The 17,429-nt window shown below is 42.8% G+C and carries 14 protein-coding genes and 1 pseudogene; 10 read left to right on the forward strand and 5 right to left on the reverse strand.

All coding sequences use genetic code 11. The features are described 5' to 3' along the window. Nucleotides 1–109: 109 nt before the first annotated feature. Nucleotides 110–901 carry a polymer-forming cytoskeletal protein gene (locus tag H5202_RS00630; RefSeq protein WP_182770043.1) on the reverse strand — a complete coding sequence of 264 codons (792 nt, stop codon included), beginning with the start codon at nt 899–901 and terminating at the stop codon, nt 110–112. Nucleotides 902–1,012: 111 nt separating this feature from the next. Between H5202_RS00630 and zapE the strand changes: the two genes are divergently transcribed. Beyond that, complete coding sequence (gene zapE / locus H5202_RS00635) at nt 1,013–2,236, forward strand: cell division protein ZapE (RefSeq protein ID WP_182770044.1); 1,224 nt, start codon at nt 1,013–1,015, stop codon at nt 2,234–2,236. 53 nt (nt 2,237–2,289) lie between these two features. Here the strand turns inward: zapE and H5202_RS00640 are convergent, their stop codons facing one another. Then, nucleotides 2,290–2,574, reverse strand: a complete 285-nt coding sequence (locus tag H5202_RS00640; protein WP_182770045.1) for a DUF3081 domain-containing protein — start codon at nt 2,572–2,574, stop codon at nt 2,290–2,292. A gap of 226 nt (nt 2,575–2,800) precedes the next feature. Here H5202_RS00640 and H5202_RS00645 point away from each other — a divergent pair, with 226 nt between their 5' ends. Beyond that, nucleotides 2,801–3,754, forward strand: coding sequence for a sodium-dependent bicarbonate transport family permease (locus H5202_RS00645; RefSeq protein ID WP_182770046.1), 954 nt, complete (start codon nt 2,801–2,803; stop codon nt 3,752–3,754). 228 nt (nt 3,755–3,982) lie between these two features. Here H5202_RS00645 and H5202_RS24760 read toward each other — a convergent pair. After that, a pseudogene (locus tag H5202_RS24760) lies at nt 3,983–4,952 on the reverse strand (sensor domain-containing diguanylate cyclase). A 95-nt stretch (nt 4,953–5,047) separates the two neighbouring features. Continuing rightward, nucleotides 5,048–7,897, reverse strand: coding sequence for a bifunctional [glutamate--ammonia ligase]-adenylyl-L-tyrosine phosphorylase/[glutamate--ammonia-ligase] adenylyltransferase (gene glnE / locus H5202_RS00655; RefSeq protein WP_182770047.1), 2,850 nt, complete (start codon nt 7,895–7,897; stop codon nt 5,048–5,050). A 163-nt stretch (nt 7,898–8,060) separates the two neighbouring features. Here glnE and H5202_RS00660 point away from each other — a divergent pair, with 163 nt between their 5' ends. The 8 genes from H5202_RS00660 to H5202_RS00695 all read left to right on the forward strand — a co-directional run bounded on the left by H5202_RS00660 (nt 8,061) and on the right by H5202_RS00695 (nt 14,851). Further along, nucleotides 8,061–9,023 carry a hypothetical protein gene (locus tag H5202_RS00660; RefSeq protein ID WP_182770049.1) on the forward strand — a complete coding sequence of 321 codons (963 nt, stop codon included), beginning with the start codon at nt 8,061–8,063 and terminating at the stop codon, nt 9,021–9,023. 13 nt (nt 9,024–9,036) lie between these two features. Further along, on the forward strand, nt 9,037–9,936 hold the full coding sequence (locus H5202_RS00665) for a DUF350 domain-containing protein (protein WP_059746645.1): 900 nt from the start codon (nt 9,037–9,039) through the stop codon (nt 9,934–9,936). Between the two features lie 3 nt (nt 9,937–9,939). Further along, nucleotides 9,940–11,700 (forward strand): polyamine aminopropyltransferase, encoded by a 1,761-nt coding sequence (locus H5202_RS00670; protein ID WP_182770051.1) that lies wholly within the window; start codon nt 9,940–9,942, stop codon nt 11,698–11,700. A gap of 79 nt (nt 11,701–11,779) precedes the next feature. Beyond that, the gene (locus tag H5202_RS00675) at nt 11,780–12,193 is read left to right on the forward strand and encodes a YjfI family protein (RefSeq protein ID WP_182770053.1); all 414 of its coding nucleotides are present in this window, start codon (nt 11,780–11,782) and stop codon (nt 12,191–12,193) included. A 10-nt stretch (nt 12,194–12,203) separates the two neighbouring features. Beyond that, the gene (locus H5202_RS00680) at nt 12,204–12,893 is read left to right on the forward strand and encodes a PspA/IM30 family protein (protein ID WP_011638705.1); all 690 of its coding nucleotides are present in this window, start codon (nt 12,204–12,206) and stop codon (nt 12,891–12,893) included. Nucleotides 12,894–12,899: 6 nt separating this feature from the next. Then, complete coding sequence (locus tag H5202_RS00685; RefSeq protein ID WP_182770054.1) at nt 12,900–13,553, forward strand: hypothetical protein; 654 nt, start codon at nt 12,900–12,902, stop codon at nt 13,551–13,553. Between the two features lie 23 nt (nt 13,554–13,576). Next, complete coding sequence (locus H5202_RS00690) at nt 13,577–13,912, forward strand: hypothetical protein (RefSeq protein ID WP_011638707.1); 336 nt, start codon at nt 13,577–13,579, stop codon at nt 13,910–13,912. Between the two features lie 129 nt (nt 13,913–14,041). Continuing rightward, the gene (locus H5202_RS00695; RefSeq protein ID WP_182770056.1) at nt 14,042–14,851 is read left to right on the forward strand and encodes a potassium channel family protein; all 810 of its coding nucleotides are present in this window, start codon (nt 14,042–14,044) and stop codon (nt 14,849–14,851) included. A gap of 219 nt (nt 14,852–15,070) precedes the next feature. Here the strand turns inward: H5202_RS00695 and mrcB are convergent, their stop codons facing one another. Beyond that, nucleotides 15,071–17,371, reverse strand: a complete 2,301-nt coding sequence (gene mrcB / locus H5202_RS00700; RefSeq protein WP_182770058.1) for a penicillin-binding protein 1B — start codon at nt 17,369–17,371, stop codon at nt 15,071–15,073. Nucleotides 17,372–17,429: the final 58 nt, after the last annotated feature.

The following is a 17,429-nucleotide window of genomic DNA, read 5'->3' on the forward strand; positions in this document are numbered from 1 at the left end:
AAAAATGGCTTGGTTAATTCAGTAAACACTGTGATTAACCAAGCCATTTTTATATAAACTTAATAGCAAAAATTGTTATTAACACTCTATCCCCGATAAGAGATGCGGGTCACTTATCTGGTGTACTAATCGTCGAGCCATCGTGATCAACATTATCACTAGTATTCTGACTATCACCCATCGCTTCACTTGTTTGTGCTAATGCATGTAAATCTTCCATCGCCACGTTAATATCACTCTGACCCGCATTAATTAACTCTTCGGCTTGCTCAGCAAATGAAGTCTGTTGATCTATGTCGTGTAATAGCGCTGCTGCATTTTCTTCTGTCACGTTCGATTCTGATAGTGGGTATTGCTGGGTGTTTGCTTGATTCATATCAGCAGATGGTGCTTGACCGCGATTTAGCGCGGAGCTAATTGTCGGCTGCATAACCACTGCCGTAATAATCACAATAGCAGCTACCGCCACCAAGCTAAGTTTTCCCCTAGACATCGGCGTTTTGTTATCTGACATTGAAGGCGTTTGCTGCTGACTGTTTACACGTTCGCTATCAACTTGAGGTAACCCCGACGATTCAGGCCCTTTAGTTCGCATCCCTATAAATTGACCGCCATCATAAATTTCCATTTGATGACTGGATACTTCACCTTCAACAATACCCGAACTGACAATAATGAGTTTATTGCAATGTAGCTTGCCTTTAAATAAACCAGAAACTCGCAGCTCTTGACAAAAAACTTCACCTTCAACCACCCCACCTGGTTCAATTTTTATTTGATCAGTTGAACTGATTTTACCCTTAGTTTGGCCCGCTATCATTGCAGGGCCTTGAATATTCATATCACCTTCCAACGCCATATCGACACCAATATAGGTCATGCCCTTATTTTTATTATTCATTTTGGGTCCTTGTTAGGATTAATGCTCTGAGTTAATGCTCTGGGTTAATAGATTGTTATTTTTATCACAAGAGCTTAAAGGAAAAACGCAGCATAATAAAGTAAGTCGTTAATGGTATACTACCCAGATCAACAATTTACCCTAAGTGCTATGTCGCCATTACAAGCTTACCAACAACGTCTTCAGCACAATATTGTTGAGGATCCTGCCCAGCAGCAAGCAATACTCGCGCTTGATTTGCTTTATCAGCAATGCCTATCGGTTAGCACAAGCAGCTCAGGCTTATATTTATGGGGAGATGTGGGCCGAGGGAAAACCTTTTTGATGGATCTATTCTATCAAAGCTTGTGTGATCAAATTCAGTGCGACCAGATTCAGTGCAACCAGAGCATGAATAGCTCACAGCATCAAACGAATAAAACCGTATTACGCCTGCACTTTCATCGCTTTATGGCCATGATCCACCAGCAACTCAATCAAACATCGGGAATACGAGATCCATTAATTCACATTGGTAAACAGATAGCGGCGAAATATTCTGTTATATGTTTTGATGAGTTTTTTGTCGCTGACATCGGTGATGCCATTTTACTTGGCCGATTATTTGAAACATTATTTCAGTCAGGCGTTGTATTAGTCGCAACCTCCAATGTACCAATCGTCGACTTGTATAAAAATGGTTTACAACGCGATCGATTTTTACACACTATCGATCTGCTATTACAATACACTCAATCGATCCATTTAGACGGTCAGATCGATCATCGTTTACACTCTAACGCCGTAACGTCAACAACATCAGCCCATTGGTTAATATTGCCGTCTGTAATAAAGCCTCAAACGGTGTTTTCACTACTGTGTCAACAGTACCCCCAAGCTAATGCCAGCATAATAAATCAACCCGATCCAATTGAGATTTGTCAGCGCGCTATTGCCATTGAAGCTCAATATGGGCAACTTGCTTGGTTTGAATTTTCAGCGTTGTGCCAAGGCCCGCGATCGGCATTGGATTACATTGAATTAGCGGGGAGATTTAGCCATATATTACTCAGTAATGTACCAAAATTAGGCGGTGAAGTACGCAGTTGGATTAAAGCTCGCGGCACTGAAGACGGCGCACTAGCAACGACCACTGGCGAGAGACAACTGGCATATGCCAGTGAAGACGATCCGACTCGACGCTTTATTAGTTTAGTAGACGAACTGTACGATCAAAAAGTGATGTTAATCCTCAATAGCGACTGTAACTTAGAAGATTTATATGTCGACGGGGCATTACAGTTTGAGTTTAGGCGCACTTATAGTCGTCTTATAGAAATGCAACAATGGGCCTAAATAGACCTGCAGCAATGGAATAAACCGCTAAACAGGCCTGTTTGTGCAGTGGATTATGATGCTTGATAGTTTTCTACGTCAGTAAAGAGACGTAAAAAGTTGTCAAGAGCATCACTAGTTGAGTAATCGAATTGGTACTTATTGTGAAAAAATACCGTCAAGCTAACCTGAGCATCAGCTAAAGTAATGGTATAACCATCGTGATCCGTTTGCGCACTAATACCGCATAACCAATAATCATGACCATGATGACCGTCTTCCAGCGCCCTCTTTTCACCATGTTGTGTGATTTTGTTAAACACTTTCAACGCGCGGTGAATATCAATTTCATTTTTCATATCATGCTCTGCTATTAATTTTTTGTATTATCATTCAAAGATACTATACGCCAATTGCACTTAATAGATCAGCGAAGTACGACATGATAGATCAGCAAAGTACAACACGATAGATCACCCCAGAATGAATAAGCCTAATACGGCAGTATTTTTTCGCTAAAACATTTCCCTTTGTTAACACAACAAGGCAAAATCGCGATACTTTATAACAGACAGAACCTATACCATGCCTGATATTGTGATTGCCTTTTTTGCCCTCGGTTTGCTTGCCGGGTTGATAAAATCAGATTTAAAAGTCCCTAAAGCGACCTACGAAACCCTATCTATCTTGCTTATGCTGACGTTGGGACTAAAAGGTGGCATGGCACTGCATGGTGAAACAGCCAATTTGGCTGTCACCGAATTACTGTCTGTTATCGCACTTGGGTTCATAATCCCGCTTAGCCTTTATCCTCTACTTCGAAAATTGATTCAATTACCGCAAAAAGAAGCGATTAGTATTGCTGCCCATTACGGCTCAGTAAGTGCGGGGACATTTGCCGTAGTGATGACCATGGTCGATCAATCTCAGTGGCCTTTACGACCAGAAACAACACTGTATCTAGTACTACTCGAATTGCCTGCGATTATTATCATGTTATGGCTCCACCGCTACTTACAAGCAAAAGTAGCAGGTGATAGCGAACACTCTTCGGCTGGCAGCGTATTGCACGAGGCACTGACAAGCCGCGGAGTCGTATTGCCCTGTGGAGGGGTGATCATAGGCTGGATATATGGCACTAGTGGCATGGCACCGCTCACACCAATGTTATTGGGTGGTTTTAAAACGTTATTAGCACTGTTCTTATTAGAAATGGGAATTAGCACCGCCAAGGTGTGCTTCCCTATCCCTTACAAACAATGGCGCTTATTGGTATTTGCTGCGGTAATTCCATTTGTTTTAGCTTGGGCAGGTATCGGCTTAGGGGTGTTACTTGATTTGCCATCTGGCAGTATATTGGTGCTTGCTGGCCTCAGTGCAAGTGCGTCTTATATTGCAGCACCGGCCGCAATAAAGGCTGCAATACCAGATGCTAATATTGGTTTAGCGATGTTGGCATCACTCGGAATAACGTTCCCGATAAACGTATTAATTGGTTTACCTATTTATCAAATGTGGATAGAAAAGATACTAAACTGATACACCAATAAACTATTGATTATGAAAATAAATTGATGTTACGGGTGTTGTTAACAATGATTTATTTCGCTGCGGCTAGGTAAATGGATGAGCGTTACGGTAGGTGTATTATCTTTAGCCGCTCAACATTCTTACCACAGGTAACTTATAAAATGAGTTACCTGTGGTAAGAATGTTGAGCTAAGTAAACCAATGTTTTCAGGCAAATAAGTATTATGTAACATCAGTTTATGTTCTCTGATGATGCGTTGCTGTATCAACAAACATGGCCTTATCGACCTTGACCAAATAATCATTTAACGATAATGGCTGCCTGGTTTGTCGATGTCCCACACCCTTACTGTATTTTAAAGGGTATGTTTTACTTTTTTGCAGATTATGTTGATTAACGCACAGTTGAAAACTGTTGTAATACATTATTAACACTGACGTCATCACTTTGGCTCAAAAGTGCCATAAATTCATCACCAGCAAAGCGGGCAATAATATCCGATTCGCGAAAGCTGTCGATCAATAAGCCAGCAAAAGTCTTCAAGATGGTATCACCTGCTTCATGGCCAAACTTGTCGTTAATTGCTTTAAAATAATCTAAACCAAAGAAAATTAAACACGTTTCAAAACCAAGTCTATCACCGTAAGCAATTGCCTTATCCGTCAGTAATTAAAAGCCGCGACGATGAGAAATACCGGTAAGCGCATCTAAGGTATTTTGCTGAATTGACAGCAGTTCTTCTGCAACAATTTTACCTAAGTCTTCTAAAGCAGCTTCATCATCTTTAGAAAATGATCTCGGCTTATCATCGATAAGGCACAAGGGTGACTACTCTCACACCGTTAGGCATCGTTCACGGATAACCGGCGTAAAATCGAATATTAGGAGCCGCCAACACAAGAGGGTTGTCAGCAAAACGTTCATATTTTAGTGTGTGTCGCACAACTAAAACATGTTATTGATTAATAACATGGCCACAGAATGAAATATCACGCTGCGTTTCACATTTATCCAACCCCTGCACAGACTTGAACCATTGGCGTTCGAAGTCGATTAAACTCACCACACTAATTGACACTGAAAACAATCGTTTTGCCAACCGAGTGATACGGTCGAACGTTCCTCAGCGATCGTATCCAGTACATTTAGGCCTCGAAGCGTTTCGAGTCGAGTGTATTCATTGTCAGGTATTGGTGCCAGAAGCATTAAACAAGCCACTCAATAAAAATAACAATGCTCTAAATCAAAGCAGTTAAGTAACTAAGTAACTAAGTATCAACCTAGCCTATTTTTATTAGTGGTTAGTCCGCTAAAATTTCATTATAAATTTCAATTACGCTGTCGATTTTTTGCTGCACACGTTGTACGGGTAATTTGCCGGGCAACTGTTGTAAGGTCAGTTCATGATTCTCGTCACGCAGCCAGCAATAAGTTTGGGTTAAATGTTGGGCTTGCATGATGGGCAATAACTCCAACTCCGCCAACACCTCAAAAATGCGTACATTATCAGACCAAATGGTTAATTCATGATATTGATGAGCATTCGCTAACACTAAGTACTGAGCAATAAACTCTATATCGGCAATACCACCAGCACTCTGTTTTAAATCAAACTGTCCTAGTTCCACTTGCAACAAATGCTCGCGCATTTTTATGCGCATGTCCTTTACTGCTTTTGCTAAAACCCCTTTATCACGCTCTATTTGCAATACTTGCGCGCGTAAATCGCTAAAACGACCGGCAAGCGAATAATCACCAAACACAAAACGTGAGCGCACTAATGCTTGATGCTCCCAGGTCCACGCTTCTTGTTGTAAATAGGCACCAAAATGCTCAATCTCACTCACTAACAAACCAGAAGCACCTGACGGACGTAAGCGCATATCCACTTCATATAACTCACCGGATGTTGTGCGGGTAGCAAATAAATGCACAATACGCTGAGCAAGCTTCAGGTAGAAATGGCCATTATCAATAGGACGCTTACCATCGGTTGCGCCAGGACCTGTGTGGCCGTGTAAAAAAACCAAATCTAAATCAGAACCGTAACCCAGCTCAATGCCACCGAGCTTACCGTAGCCAATCACCGCAAAACCCATGTTACTTGGGCTGGTTCCTGCCGGTATACCATGGCGAGATGCCATCTGATGCCAAGCTTGCAGCACCACTTGCTCTATAATAGCTTCTGCTAAAAAGGTTAAATGATCACTAACCTGCATTACCGGCAATACCCCAGTAACATCAGCAGCCGCAATCTTCAGCTGCTGAGACAATTTAAACTGTCGCACCGCTTCCATCTGCTGTTCCATGTCATCTTCGGGCACACGTAATAAGTACTGGCGTAATTCGCTAGGGTAATCATCAATCGAGGTAATGTCATACAGCTGCGACGGATCAATCAACTCATCGAGCAGCATTGGGAAATTCGCCAGCTCGCGGGCAATCCAAGGGCTTGCACAACACAAACTCACTAATTGCTGTCTGGCACCTGGGTTTTCACATAAAAGCTCTAGATAGGTGGTACGGGTTAATATTTTATCCAGCACTTTGGCTACCGGTTTAAATGCTTGGCTTGGTTTAGTTTGAGTGACTAATTCTTCAAGCAACTTAGGCATTAATTTATCTAAAGTCTCACGCCCTCGCGGTCCGATAGAACGTTTAGACACTGTTTGACGCCACTCACTTAACAGTTGCCATAATTCAGCATCATCGACTTGTTGTTCTTGCAGCAATGCATTTGCGTGTTCATCTTGCTGAACATTCCAAAATAAAGCAGTCCAATGATCATTGTGCTCATGGCTGTCAGTACCACCCACGGTGGCATTGAAATGACCATGAATAGTCGACATTGCTTGGTTTATTTTCTGACGAAGTTCGGCTTCATCTGCCATACCTAACGGATAACATAAACGCTGCCAATCGAGCTCGTTATTAGGCAGGGTTTGCGTTTGTTTATCGTCAATCGCTTGCAACAAGTTTTCAACTCGGCGCAATATAATGTAACTGTGTTTAAGCTCATCAACGGCTAAGTATTCCAACTGCCCTAAGCTGTATAAGGTATCAATAGCACCAAATAAACTTTGCTGACGCAATGCAGGCTCACGTCCACCACGGATCAATTGAAAACTTTGCACCACGAATTCAACTTCACGGATCCCGCCGGCACCGAGTTTAATATTATCGGTTAATTGTCGACGCCTGACCTCTTGAGCGATAAGTTGCTTCATTTTACGCAATGATTCAATCGCAGAAAAATCGATATAACGGCGATAAACAAACGGCCGTAGCAGGTCATGCAACTCATCACAATAGCCAGACCAAGGCCCAAGCACTCGCGCTTTGACCATGGCATAACGCTCCCAATCACGACCTTGTTCTTGGTAATAGTCTTCTAAACCACCAAAACTGACCACCAAAGGACCACTTTCACCGTAAGGTCGAAGACGCATGTCTACGCGGAAAACGAATCCATCAACGGTGACTTGGTCGAGTAAATTCACCAAGCGTTGTCCCATACGGATAAAAAATTGCTGATTGGCCTGAGTCCGACGACCACCTACGGTCTCACCATGTTCTGGAAAGGTAAAAATTAAGTCGATGTCTGATGAAAAATTAAGTTCACGGCCACCCAGTTTTCCCATGCCTAAAATCAGTAACGGTTGTGGCTTACCTTCAGCACTTGTTGGCGTGCCGTATTGCTGACACATCTCTTGATATAACCAATCTCGCCCAGCGATAACCAATGCTTCAGCCAGTGCTGATAAGTCGAGAAGAGATTCTTCTACTGGGGTGTAATTTAAAAAGTCTCTCCATGCTAAGCGCACCATTTGCAAATTACGATAACGACGTAAGGCAGACTTGACCTGCTCTTCTTGAGTCAACTCCGCTAACAGCACATGTAACTGAGCATCAAACTCACTGCGCACCACATCATCTAATAGGCCATCAAATAACTGCACAATCCATTCTGGATGGCGGCAAAGTTGCTCACCCATATAGTCACTTAACCCAAACACGGCCGTTAACTCTTGCTGTTGCATGGCTGTGAGTGCTGTTTTAGCTTCCGGCCAAACGTCACAGAGTCTTAACCAGTAACGATCTGCGCTGTCTAACATCGCTGCAGATAATACTTTGTTACCTTGGTTTTGCATGGCAATAATGACCCCTAAAGAAAATGAACGTTGGACATATTATGTCGTGAATGTTATATCTATCAGTCAGTCCAATGATCAGATTAATATCATTGACACTAAGATTACTATAACCTGTGTCATATTGAATTAGCACATGAAAAATCTACATTTTGGAGAAAACATGGTAGGTCACCTCCCCCGTGTACTCACATTGATAACGGTATTGTTTGTCACACTAGCCCTTGGCGGTTGCGGTGACGACAGACCGGAACAAATTGCTAAGTACCAGCAACTGACCCAACAACGACTTGATCTGTTGGCTAGTTCGCTCGACAACAATCAGTTACGCAATGCGACGTTACTCGAACAATACACTCGAGTTCTCGCTCAGCGTCAATCCGACTTAACCCCATTACTAGAAGAATTGGCTAAAGATGCCAGCACTGAAGGACCAATGTTTAAGTCATTAACGCGTCGTTACAAAGACTTAAACGACAGCGCTAATTTTATTGATTTAGACCAACAGTTAGCTGAAGCACAGAATATTTATCAAGCCGCTGACACCAGCTTGTATAACGATATGCTGTCCGACCCAGTCAATGTTGTTGCCGATATGTCTAAAGGGCAACTCGCCAGAGTGAATGCGATCAGTCGTGAAGCTGAAGCGCTTGCTAATGGGACCGACGGTAGCGGTGCAGGCAGCCAGCTTGTGGGTAATCCTGCTTATGGTAGCTGGCAAAACAATTCAAGTGGCACGTCGATTTGGGCTTGGTATGGCATGTATGCGATGTTTTCTAACTTCACTCGCCCAATAGGTTATGACCGTTGGTCGGGTAATCGTGGTTACAGCTATTATAATGATGTAGGACGTTACCGTTATACATCACCTAAACAAGCGACATCACAAGCCAAAACCTTTGAACAAACCAAGAAACGTTTTAGCAGTCAGGGGAAACGATTCGACAGCCCTTATGCAAAAACTCGAACAGGTTCTACAAGCTTGTCGCGTCAAAGTGCTAGCGCACCTAAAGCCAGTAGTACCACTCAGAGCGCGAGTCGTAAATTCCGTTCGAGCTATTCAAAAGACAGCAGTTTCCGTAACTCAAGCAGCCGCACTAGTCGCGGTGTTAGCCGTGGAAAATAGGTAAGGACTCACCATGACATTTTTTCAAGAATATGGCTTAACTCAACATTTGGCGATTATTTTAGCCATTGATTTAACCATCGCTATCGTTTTACTGGCGCTAATGCGTTATTTGCAAGGCTGGAGTATTAAAGTCAACAGCAGTGCCGAGTTAGCAGAGCGTGATAATTTTGCATTTGGTATCAGTACTGCAGGTGCAATTGCTGCGCTAGGTATTGTGCTTACAGGCGCCATTACCGGCGAGGCTGCACCGTCTTATTTAACCGAAGCCATTGGCATGTCGGCTTACGGCTTGTTTGGCTTAGTATTGATTAAATTAGGTCGCTTTTTGCATGATAAAATCGCCTTAAATGAATTTGCTAAAAACGCTGAAATCCTTAAAGGTAACGTGTCGGTTGCCGTGGTTGACGCCGCTGCAGCCATTGCTACAGCAATTATTATTCGCGCGGTATTAATGTGGGCTGAAGATATTACTTTAGATACCTTCATTGCTATTTTTAGTGCCTTTCTAATCTCACAACTGATGTTAGTGATACTCACTCGATTACGTGAAAAACGTTATGCTAAACGTAATCAAGATGCCTCAATGCAACAAGCCTTAACTCAAGGTCAAACGGCATTAGCATTGCGCCATAGCGGCTACATGATAGCCATGGCGTTAAGCTTCAATGCGGCAAGCCATTTTATTGTTTATGACCCAACAGCCTATGTAACCAACATTATCGGTTGGTGTGTATTCTCATTGATAATGCTAGTGGTGTTATCGCTGCTGATCGCCTTAGTGAAAAAACTGGTGTTAGCCGGAATTAATCTTGCTGAGGAAGTCGAAAAGCAACACAACATAGGTATTGCAGCCGTTGAAATGGCGATTAGTATTGCTGTTGCTCTTATTCTTACGGCGTTAATGGCTTAATTTATGACAACACCTTTGCTCGATGAACTTCCCACCAATACAACACCGGGGGACTCGCAGCAAAGTCCTCTATCATCCCGTCAAGTATCGAAGTTTGATGATGCCTTATTACTCGGCATCATGGCTTCGCTGGCGGGATGTGGCCTTATCTATGAATATTTACTGTCACACTATGCAGGTCGAATTCTCGGCGCACTAGAAGCTGCCATTTACACCATGATTGGATTAATGATTGTGTCTATGGGTGTGGGCGCATTTGCTGCACGTAAAATAAAATGCGCGTTTACAGGCTTTGCCATGCTCGAATTAACCGTGGCACTGTGTGGCTCATTTGCCATTATCGTTACCGCTGCCGTGATTGGATTTGGTCAACAACTGCCATTAACTATCGCCAATACATTGGGCTTGCCGCCCGATCATTTACCCAATGGTGGCTTTATTGCCAGCCTGCAAACCCTGAGTGAATTCTTACCTTATGTGTGGGGAGTATTGCTTGGGTTAATGATTGGCATGGAGATCCCACTTATTGCTCGAGTTCGGCAATCCTTATCTGAAGCACACTTACTGCATAATGCCGGCACCATATATGGTGCCGATTACATTGGTGCTGGTATCGGCGCCGCTATCTGGGTTGGTTTTATGTTGTCGATTGATATTCAATTAGCAGCGGCATTAACCGCCAGTGTTAATTTACTCGCTGGGCTAGTATTTATTTGGCGATTTTGGGCACAGATCCGTCATGCTAAGTGGTTGCTAATAGGCCACATTATTGCCAGCGTTGTGATTGGCTTACTCGCGGTTAAAGGCCCTAGCTGGGAACAGCATTTTAATAATCTATTATATAAAGATCATGTGGTTTACGCTAAAGCAACACGGTTCCAGCAGCTCAACTTTACTGAACGTTTGCGCGGTGGCGAATTGCCTCCAGTTTATAATTTATACATTAATGGTCGTCTGCAATTTTCGAGCAGCGACGAGCATATTTATCACAGTTTCCTAGTGCATCCCACACTGGCTGCCAGCGCACGTCACGATAACGTGTTAATTATTGGCGGTGGTGATGGCTTGGGGCTAAAACAAGTGCTCAAATGGCAACCAAAAGCCGTGACCTTAATGGATTTAGATAAAGACTTGCTGGCACTGTTTAAATCGCCTCCTGCAGATATGCCCAAGCACTTAAGAGATGCATTACTGACGTTAAACGGTGATGCGTTAAACGATCCTCGCTTAACGCTTATGGTCGACGATGCGTTTAACGGTGTCGATAAGCTAATTCAAAATGGCAAAATGTTTGATGCCATCATTGTTGACTTACCCGACCCAAGTCATCCAGACTTAAATAAACTTTATTCAGATTTATTTTATCGCAAGCTCAACGAGTTACTCAGCGCTGATGGCGTGATCACGGTGCAATCAACCTCACCTTATCATGCACAAAAAGCATTTATGTCGGTCGGAAAAACACTGACTGCGGCTGGATTTAATGTAAAGCAGTATCACCATAATGTCCCTAGCTTTGGTGAATGGGGCTGGAGCATTGGCAGTAAAATGGGTAAAAACCCGCAGCAACGATTGGCTGCAATAGATGAAATTCCGGTACCAGAAGAGTGGCTTACCCCAGGGCTTATCCACGCTTCATTTGAGTTTCCAAAGCACTTCTATGGCGATATAGACAATATTAAAGTGAATGAAATTGGTTCACTACAGCTGTATCACTACCATTTAGCGGCTTGGTCAGAAAACGAAGTAATTAATCTTTTTTAATTGGATCAGATAGCGCTTGACATATTATGTCTAGATGCTATCTTTACTCACAGACATAATATGTCAATTAAGGACGAATATGAACATCCATACTATTGCAGGTCACTTAAACGGACTATGCGATCAAAGCAAAACCGGTTTTCAGTTTGATTGTTATCCAATTGACGGTGATGTTGAAGTGTTACAAGTCAATATTGTCGGCCGAGAAGAAATTCCGGTGTTTGTATCAGTAACTGACAACCAAATATTGTGTATCAGTTATTTGTGGGGCGAAAACGAAGTAAACCAAACTCGCCGCGCTGAAATGTTTGAGACCATGTTAGAGCTCAACATTCCAATGCCATTATCATCGTTTGCCAAAATCGATGATAAATATGTGGTTTACGGTGCATTGTCTGTGCAATCAAGCATGGAAGAAATTGAACAAGAATTAGCAGTACTGTCAGACAACTGTCTGGAAGTCATCGACGAACTCGTCGAATTTTTAATTTAAGGAGCCAATTATGGGCATTCTAAACAAGATTCTTACAGCGTTTCGTGGTGGTGCAACTGAAGTTGGCCAAAATATCGTTGACGCAAACTCAACCCGAATTTTTGAACAAGAAATTCGTGATGCAGAAAAACATTTAACCCGCGCTAAACGTGAATTGACTGACGTTATGGCTAAAGAAATGCAAGCCAGCCGCGAAATTGATCGCCTAAAGCGTAGTGTTGTTGAGCACGAGGGTTATGTAACCCAAGCGTTAGATAAAGGTAATGAAGCTTTAGCGATTGAAATTGCTGAAAAGATTGCTCAACTAGACGAAGAATTAGCTGAACAACAAACCGCCAATGACAGCTTTAGCTCACATGCAGTGCGTTTAAAAGATTTAGTGAAGAAGACAGAGCGTCAGTTAAATGATTACCAACGTCAACTTACTATGGTTAAAACCACTGAAAGCGTGCAAAAAGCTACTGCGACTATCACAGACTCATTTGCATCAAGCAATTCAAAACTGCTTAACGCTAAAGATTCACTAGAGCGCATTAAAGCACGTCAACAGCAGTTTGATGACCGCCTAAAAGCGTCAGAAACATTAGCTGAAGAGAATAGCGATAAGTCATTACATGCCAAGTTAGCTGAAGCAGGTATTGGCGAGCAAAAATCAAATGCTAATGCTGTGCTAGATCGCATTAAAGCACGTAAAGGTTAAGCTATTATGGGATTTCTTAGCGGCCTATTCGGCAAAAAAGAAGCCCCGAAGCGTCAGCTTGACCATCCTAATAAACTGCTCAAGGGTGATATGATCACCTTTGATGACAGTTTTGCTTTGCCTACGCAATTGCGTGGGCAACAGCTTAAGGTTGAAGCTATTCATACCTATGAATACCAACGCTCGCAGCTTTGTGAATTCTTATTACGTGGCCATAGCGGCACCGCAATCTATTTATCCTACGTGCAAGAAGACGAATCCTACTTAAGTATTTCAATGAAAATCAATCGCGCTGTGGTTGAACAATTGTTTGATCTTGACGCATTTGCTGAAATATTTGAAGAACCAGGCAAAGCAACGCTGACATTGCAGGCGCTTCCAGCCGAGTTAGCCACTGAGTTCGATAAATGGCTCAGTGATGAATATCATCAAGTTGAATTTGCAGCTTTTGGTTACTTCCACCGTCAAGATTATCGCGATCTAAAGCCGCCTCAAAACGACGATGATGCTCGCGGTGAAGGTTTTGAAGGTTACAGTTTAGCCAATTCGGATGACTCTCACGCACTTGATGTTGAAGTTTACGAAAGTGGAGACACTGAAGTGATGTTGACTTTATATCGCCCACTGACCGATATTAGAGAGTACTGGCCAGCAAGCTGATACAGGTAGGAGACGATTTTCTAATGAGTTCAGGCAAACCGTTACCAGATAAGTGGCTTAAAAACCAACAAGCTGCAAAAGCAACCCAAGTGGCTTTTGATCTGGATGAGAAGTTTCAATACTCAATCCGAAAAGAAGCCCTAGACAAAGGCGTCAGTCCCTCAGACCAAATCAGGACAATACTTGGATTATCAGTATCCAAACGTCCTAAGCGCCCCCGTTTAACGGTGTCATTAAATGCTGAAGATTACGTTATTTTAGCCCAGAAATACGGCTTAGAATCAGAGTCGCAGCTGGAAATCAAAAAGCGCGTATTAGATGATTTGGTTCACTTCGTAGATACTAAATCGTCAAAATAAACACCGTTGTCGGCACATTACCTCAACTAAAAACAACGCACTAGACACTTGTCTTGTGCGTTTTTTGTTATGATAAGCTCAATATCTTACCAAAGCCTCTCGGCGAACGAATGTAAACGGACTTAATATATGCTCGAATCTAAACGTTGGTCGATCAAAAATGTCGATGGTCCAAGCCCATTTGAACTCGCAATGATGGTGTTATCATTGGTCTCCGTGGTGATTGTACTCACCATTACGTTTGGTAAATTAGATGCTGAAACCAACAAAGTGTTGCTGTATATCGACACGACTATCTGCATGATTTTTATGACCAAGTTTTTCCATGGTTTATTCAAAGCACGTAATAAAGCCTTTTACTTTAGGCACCATTGGATAGACTTTGTTGCCAGCATTCCGGCCATTGAAGCACTGCGTATCGCCCGTATATTCCAAATATTAAGGGTTATTCGATTAATCCGCATGAGCCGGTCATTATTAATCCCGTTATTACGTCAGCGAAAACAATCTACATTAGCCAGTTTACTGGTGGCGATGGTATTAATTTTAGCCACTGCATCTGTACTTATTTTATTGGTAGAAAGCACAGAGCCTAGCGCCAATATCCAAACAGCAGAGCAAGCCATTTGGTGGGCATTAGTGACCATATCAACCGTCGGTTACGGTGACTTCTATCCCGTCAGTACTGTAGGACATATTATTGGGGGATTAGTGATCATTAGTGGTGTCAGCTTTTTCGGGGTGATATCTGGTTATATGGCATCTGTTTTCGTCGCACCAGATGAGCAAGAACGGAACGAAGCACAAGAGGCTCAAGCAGCGCATAAAGCGGAAATCAATACCAAGCTAGAACAAGCACTTGAGCGCATGGAACAAAATCAGCAGCAAATGATCGAAGAAATTGCCACTTTACGCAATCAACTCGGTAAACGTAAATAGCATTAGAAATATTGCACTACGATTTTAATTGCGACCAAAGGCAGTCACTTATTTTAGCTGTGTGGATGGTTGGTCTGTTACTCGTTAACGCAACATCGTTAGCGGGAAAAAGATGGTTTTAACATGGTTTATTATCCAAAATAAGGTTAAAAATAAGCCCAAAGTAAGTCATTACTTTGGGCTTATTGTTGGCAACTATATAATGGTTAAGCTAACGTTTTACTCTCCCACCAGCTTCTGCCACCAAGATAATGATTTGCCACAATTGGCTACAGGATGATAGCTTGCGTCTAATGCAGGTAGGCCGATAATGTTGTCACAATTACCTTGTTTAGCCATACCTGTTGTACGATCAAAATAGCCATTAATCACCCCATTTACAGGCATCATTCGTAAACTAAGCGGTGGACGTTCATGTAAAAAGGCTTGATACACGGCCATTGCACCGCTGCTGCCATACAGGCCCGTTTTACTGTTATCGTCTTGACCGACCCAAATAGCCGCTACGTTACGCTCATCAAATCCAGCAAACCAAGAGTCACGGCTATCATTACTGGTGCCGGTTTTACCCGCTAAACGAACCCCAGGAAATGCAGCGCCTAAACGCTTAGCCGTACCACTGCGCACCACTTGGTTCATTGCATATTGAACTAAGTAATCGGTTGCCGGATCAATCGCCATCGACGATGGCACCCGAGTCACTTCCAACGCTTGGTTTTGACTGTCTAATACCGCTGTAATAGATGATAACTTACGATAGCGACCTTCATCAGCAATGGTTTGATAAACTTGAGCCACCATTAATGGTGAGCCATTCACCGCACCCAGTAACATCGATGGATAAGGGGATATATCATCCTCCCAACCCGATTTTTTCAATGTAGCAGCAACCGTTTCAACGCCAACAGCCAAACCAACATTAACCGTTGGAACGTTCATTGAATCTTTAAACGCGTTTAATAAAGGCACTTGACCACTGAATTTTTTATCCACGTTTTTAGGAGACCACGTTTTACCTTGCTCATTTTTAAGAGTGATCGGTTTGTCCTCTACGGGTGTGGCTAAAGTGAACTTATCTGCTTGGCGTAATGCGCTGGCATACACAAATGGTTTTATTAACGATCCAATTGGACGTCTAATTTCAACCGCGCGGTTAAACCCTTCATAACTTGGTTGTTTATCACCCACCATCGCAGCAATGCCGCCAGTATATTTGTCGGTAACAACCATACCAACTTGAACGTTTTTAGCCCGTTTATCGAGTGATGCCATGGTAGACAGCACTGCTTTTTCTGCAGCTTCTTGGGCCATTGGATCGAGTGTGGTATACACTTTTACGCCCGACTGCTTCAGTAACGAATCGCCATATCGGTCGCGCAACTCTTGTTTTACCACAGCAAAAAACGCTGGTAACTTCTGGTGTACCGATTTTGTAGCACTGCGTAAACCTATCGGTGACTCTGCTGCAGCTTTATATTGGGCAACGGTTAATTTATCGCTTTCCATTAGCAGACGTAACACTAAATCACGGCGCTCTTGGGCTCGTTCCGGGTAACGCCACGGGTTGTAATAAGAAGGTCCTTTAATGACCGCAACTAAAAAGGCTTGCTGCGACACGGTCAGCTCACCAATAGGGCGACCAAAGTAGAATTGTGACGCTAACCCCATACCATGCACACCACGAGCCTTGTCTTGGCCCATGTACACTTCATTAAGATAAGCTTCAAGAATCTCATCTTTGCTATAACGAAAATCAATAATCAATGCCATTATGGCTTCGCGAGCTTTACGAACAAGAGAACGTTCACTGCTTAAAAAGAAGTTTTTGGCTAACTGCTGGGTTAAGGTAGAACCACCTTGCACTGTACGGCCAGCAGTAATATTGACCACGGCAGCACGTGCAATAGCCAATGGGTTAACCCCAAAATGCTCATAAAAACTGCGATCCTCAACCAAAATAAGCGCATCGATGATCATCGAAGGCATCTCTGGTGTTCGCACAAATAGACGGTCTTCACCATCGCCGGCAATAATGCGATCAAGTAATACCGGTTCTAAATGAAATACTGCTAATTCACGTTTGTCAGACATCCGCTTAACTGAGCTAACGCCTTCTGAGTCAAAGCTAATCATCACTCGTTGCTCGGCTTGATTGCCTTCGGGATGCAAAAAAGGTCGACGCCATAATTCAATGCGAGTGCTCGAAGCAGAAAATTCGCCAACTTGTCGTGGTTCGGACACTTTACGATAACCCAGTAACTTAAGCTCAGCCATTAACTGCGGATGGTTTATCGCAGCTCCGGGGTATAAAGCCATTGAACGACTAAACACTTGGGCAGGTAAATGCCACTTTTGGCCTTCAAATTTCTGTGCAATAATCTGGTCTAAATAAATCGCATAAAAGCTCACAACTGCAATACCAACGATTGATAATTTCCATGTGAGCGACCACAGTTTTTGCCACCAAGATGAGCCACTTTTTTTTGTGCTGGCTGAAGACTTTTTGGTTTTTTTAGTCATAAATAATGGTTTCGTTTTCCATATAACGCTGAAATAATTGCATGTTATTAATAAGCTA

It is taken from the genome of Shewanella sp. SG41-4, from assembly GCF_014164505.1.
Taxonomy (GTDB): domain Bacteria; phylum Pseudomonadota; class Gammaproteobacteria; order Enterobacterales; family Shewanellaceae; genus Shewanella.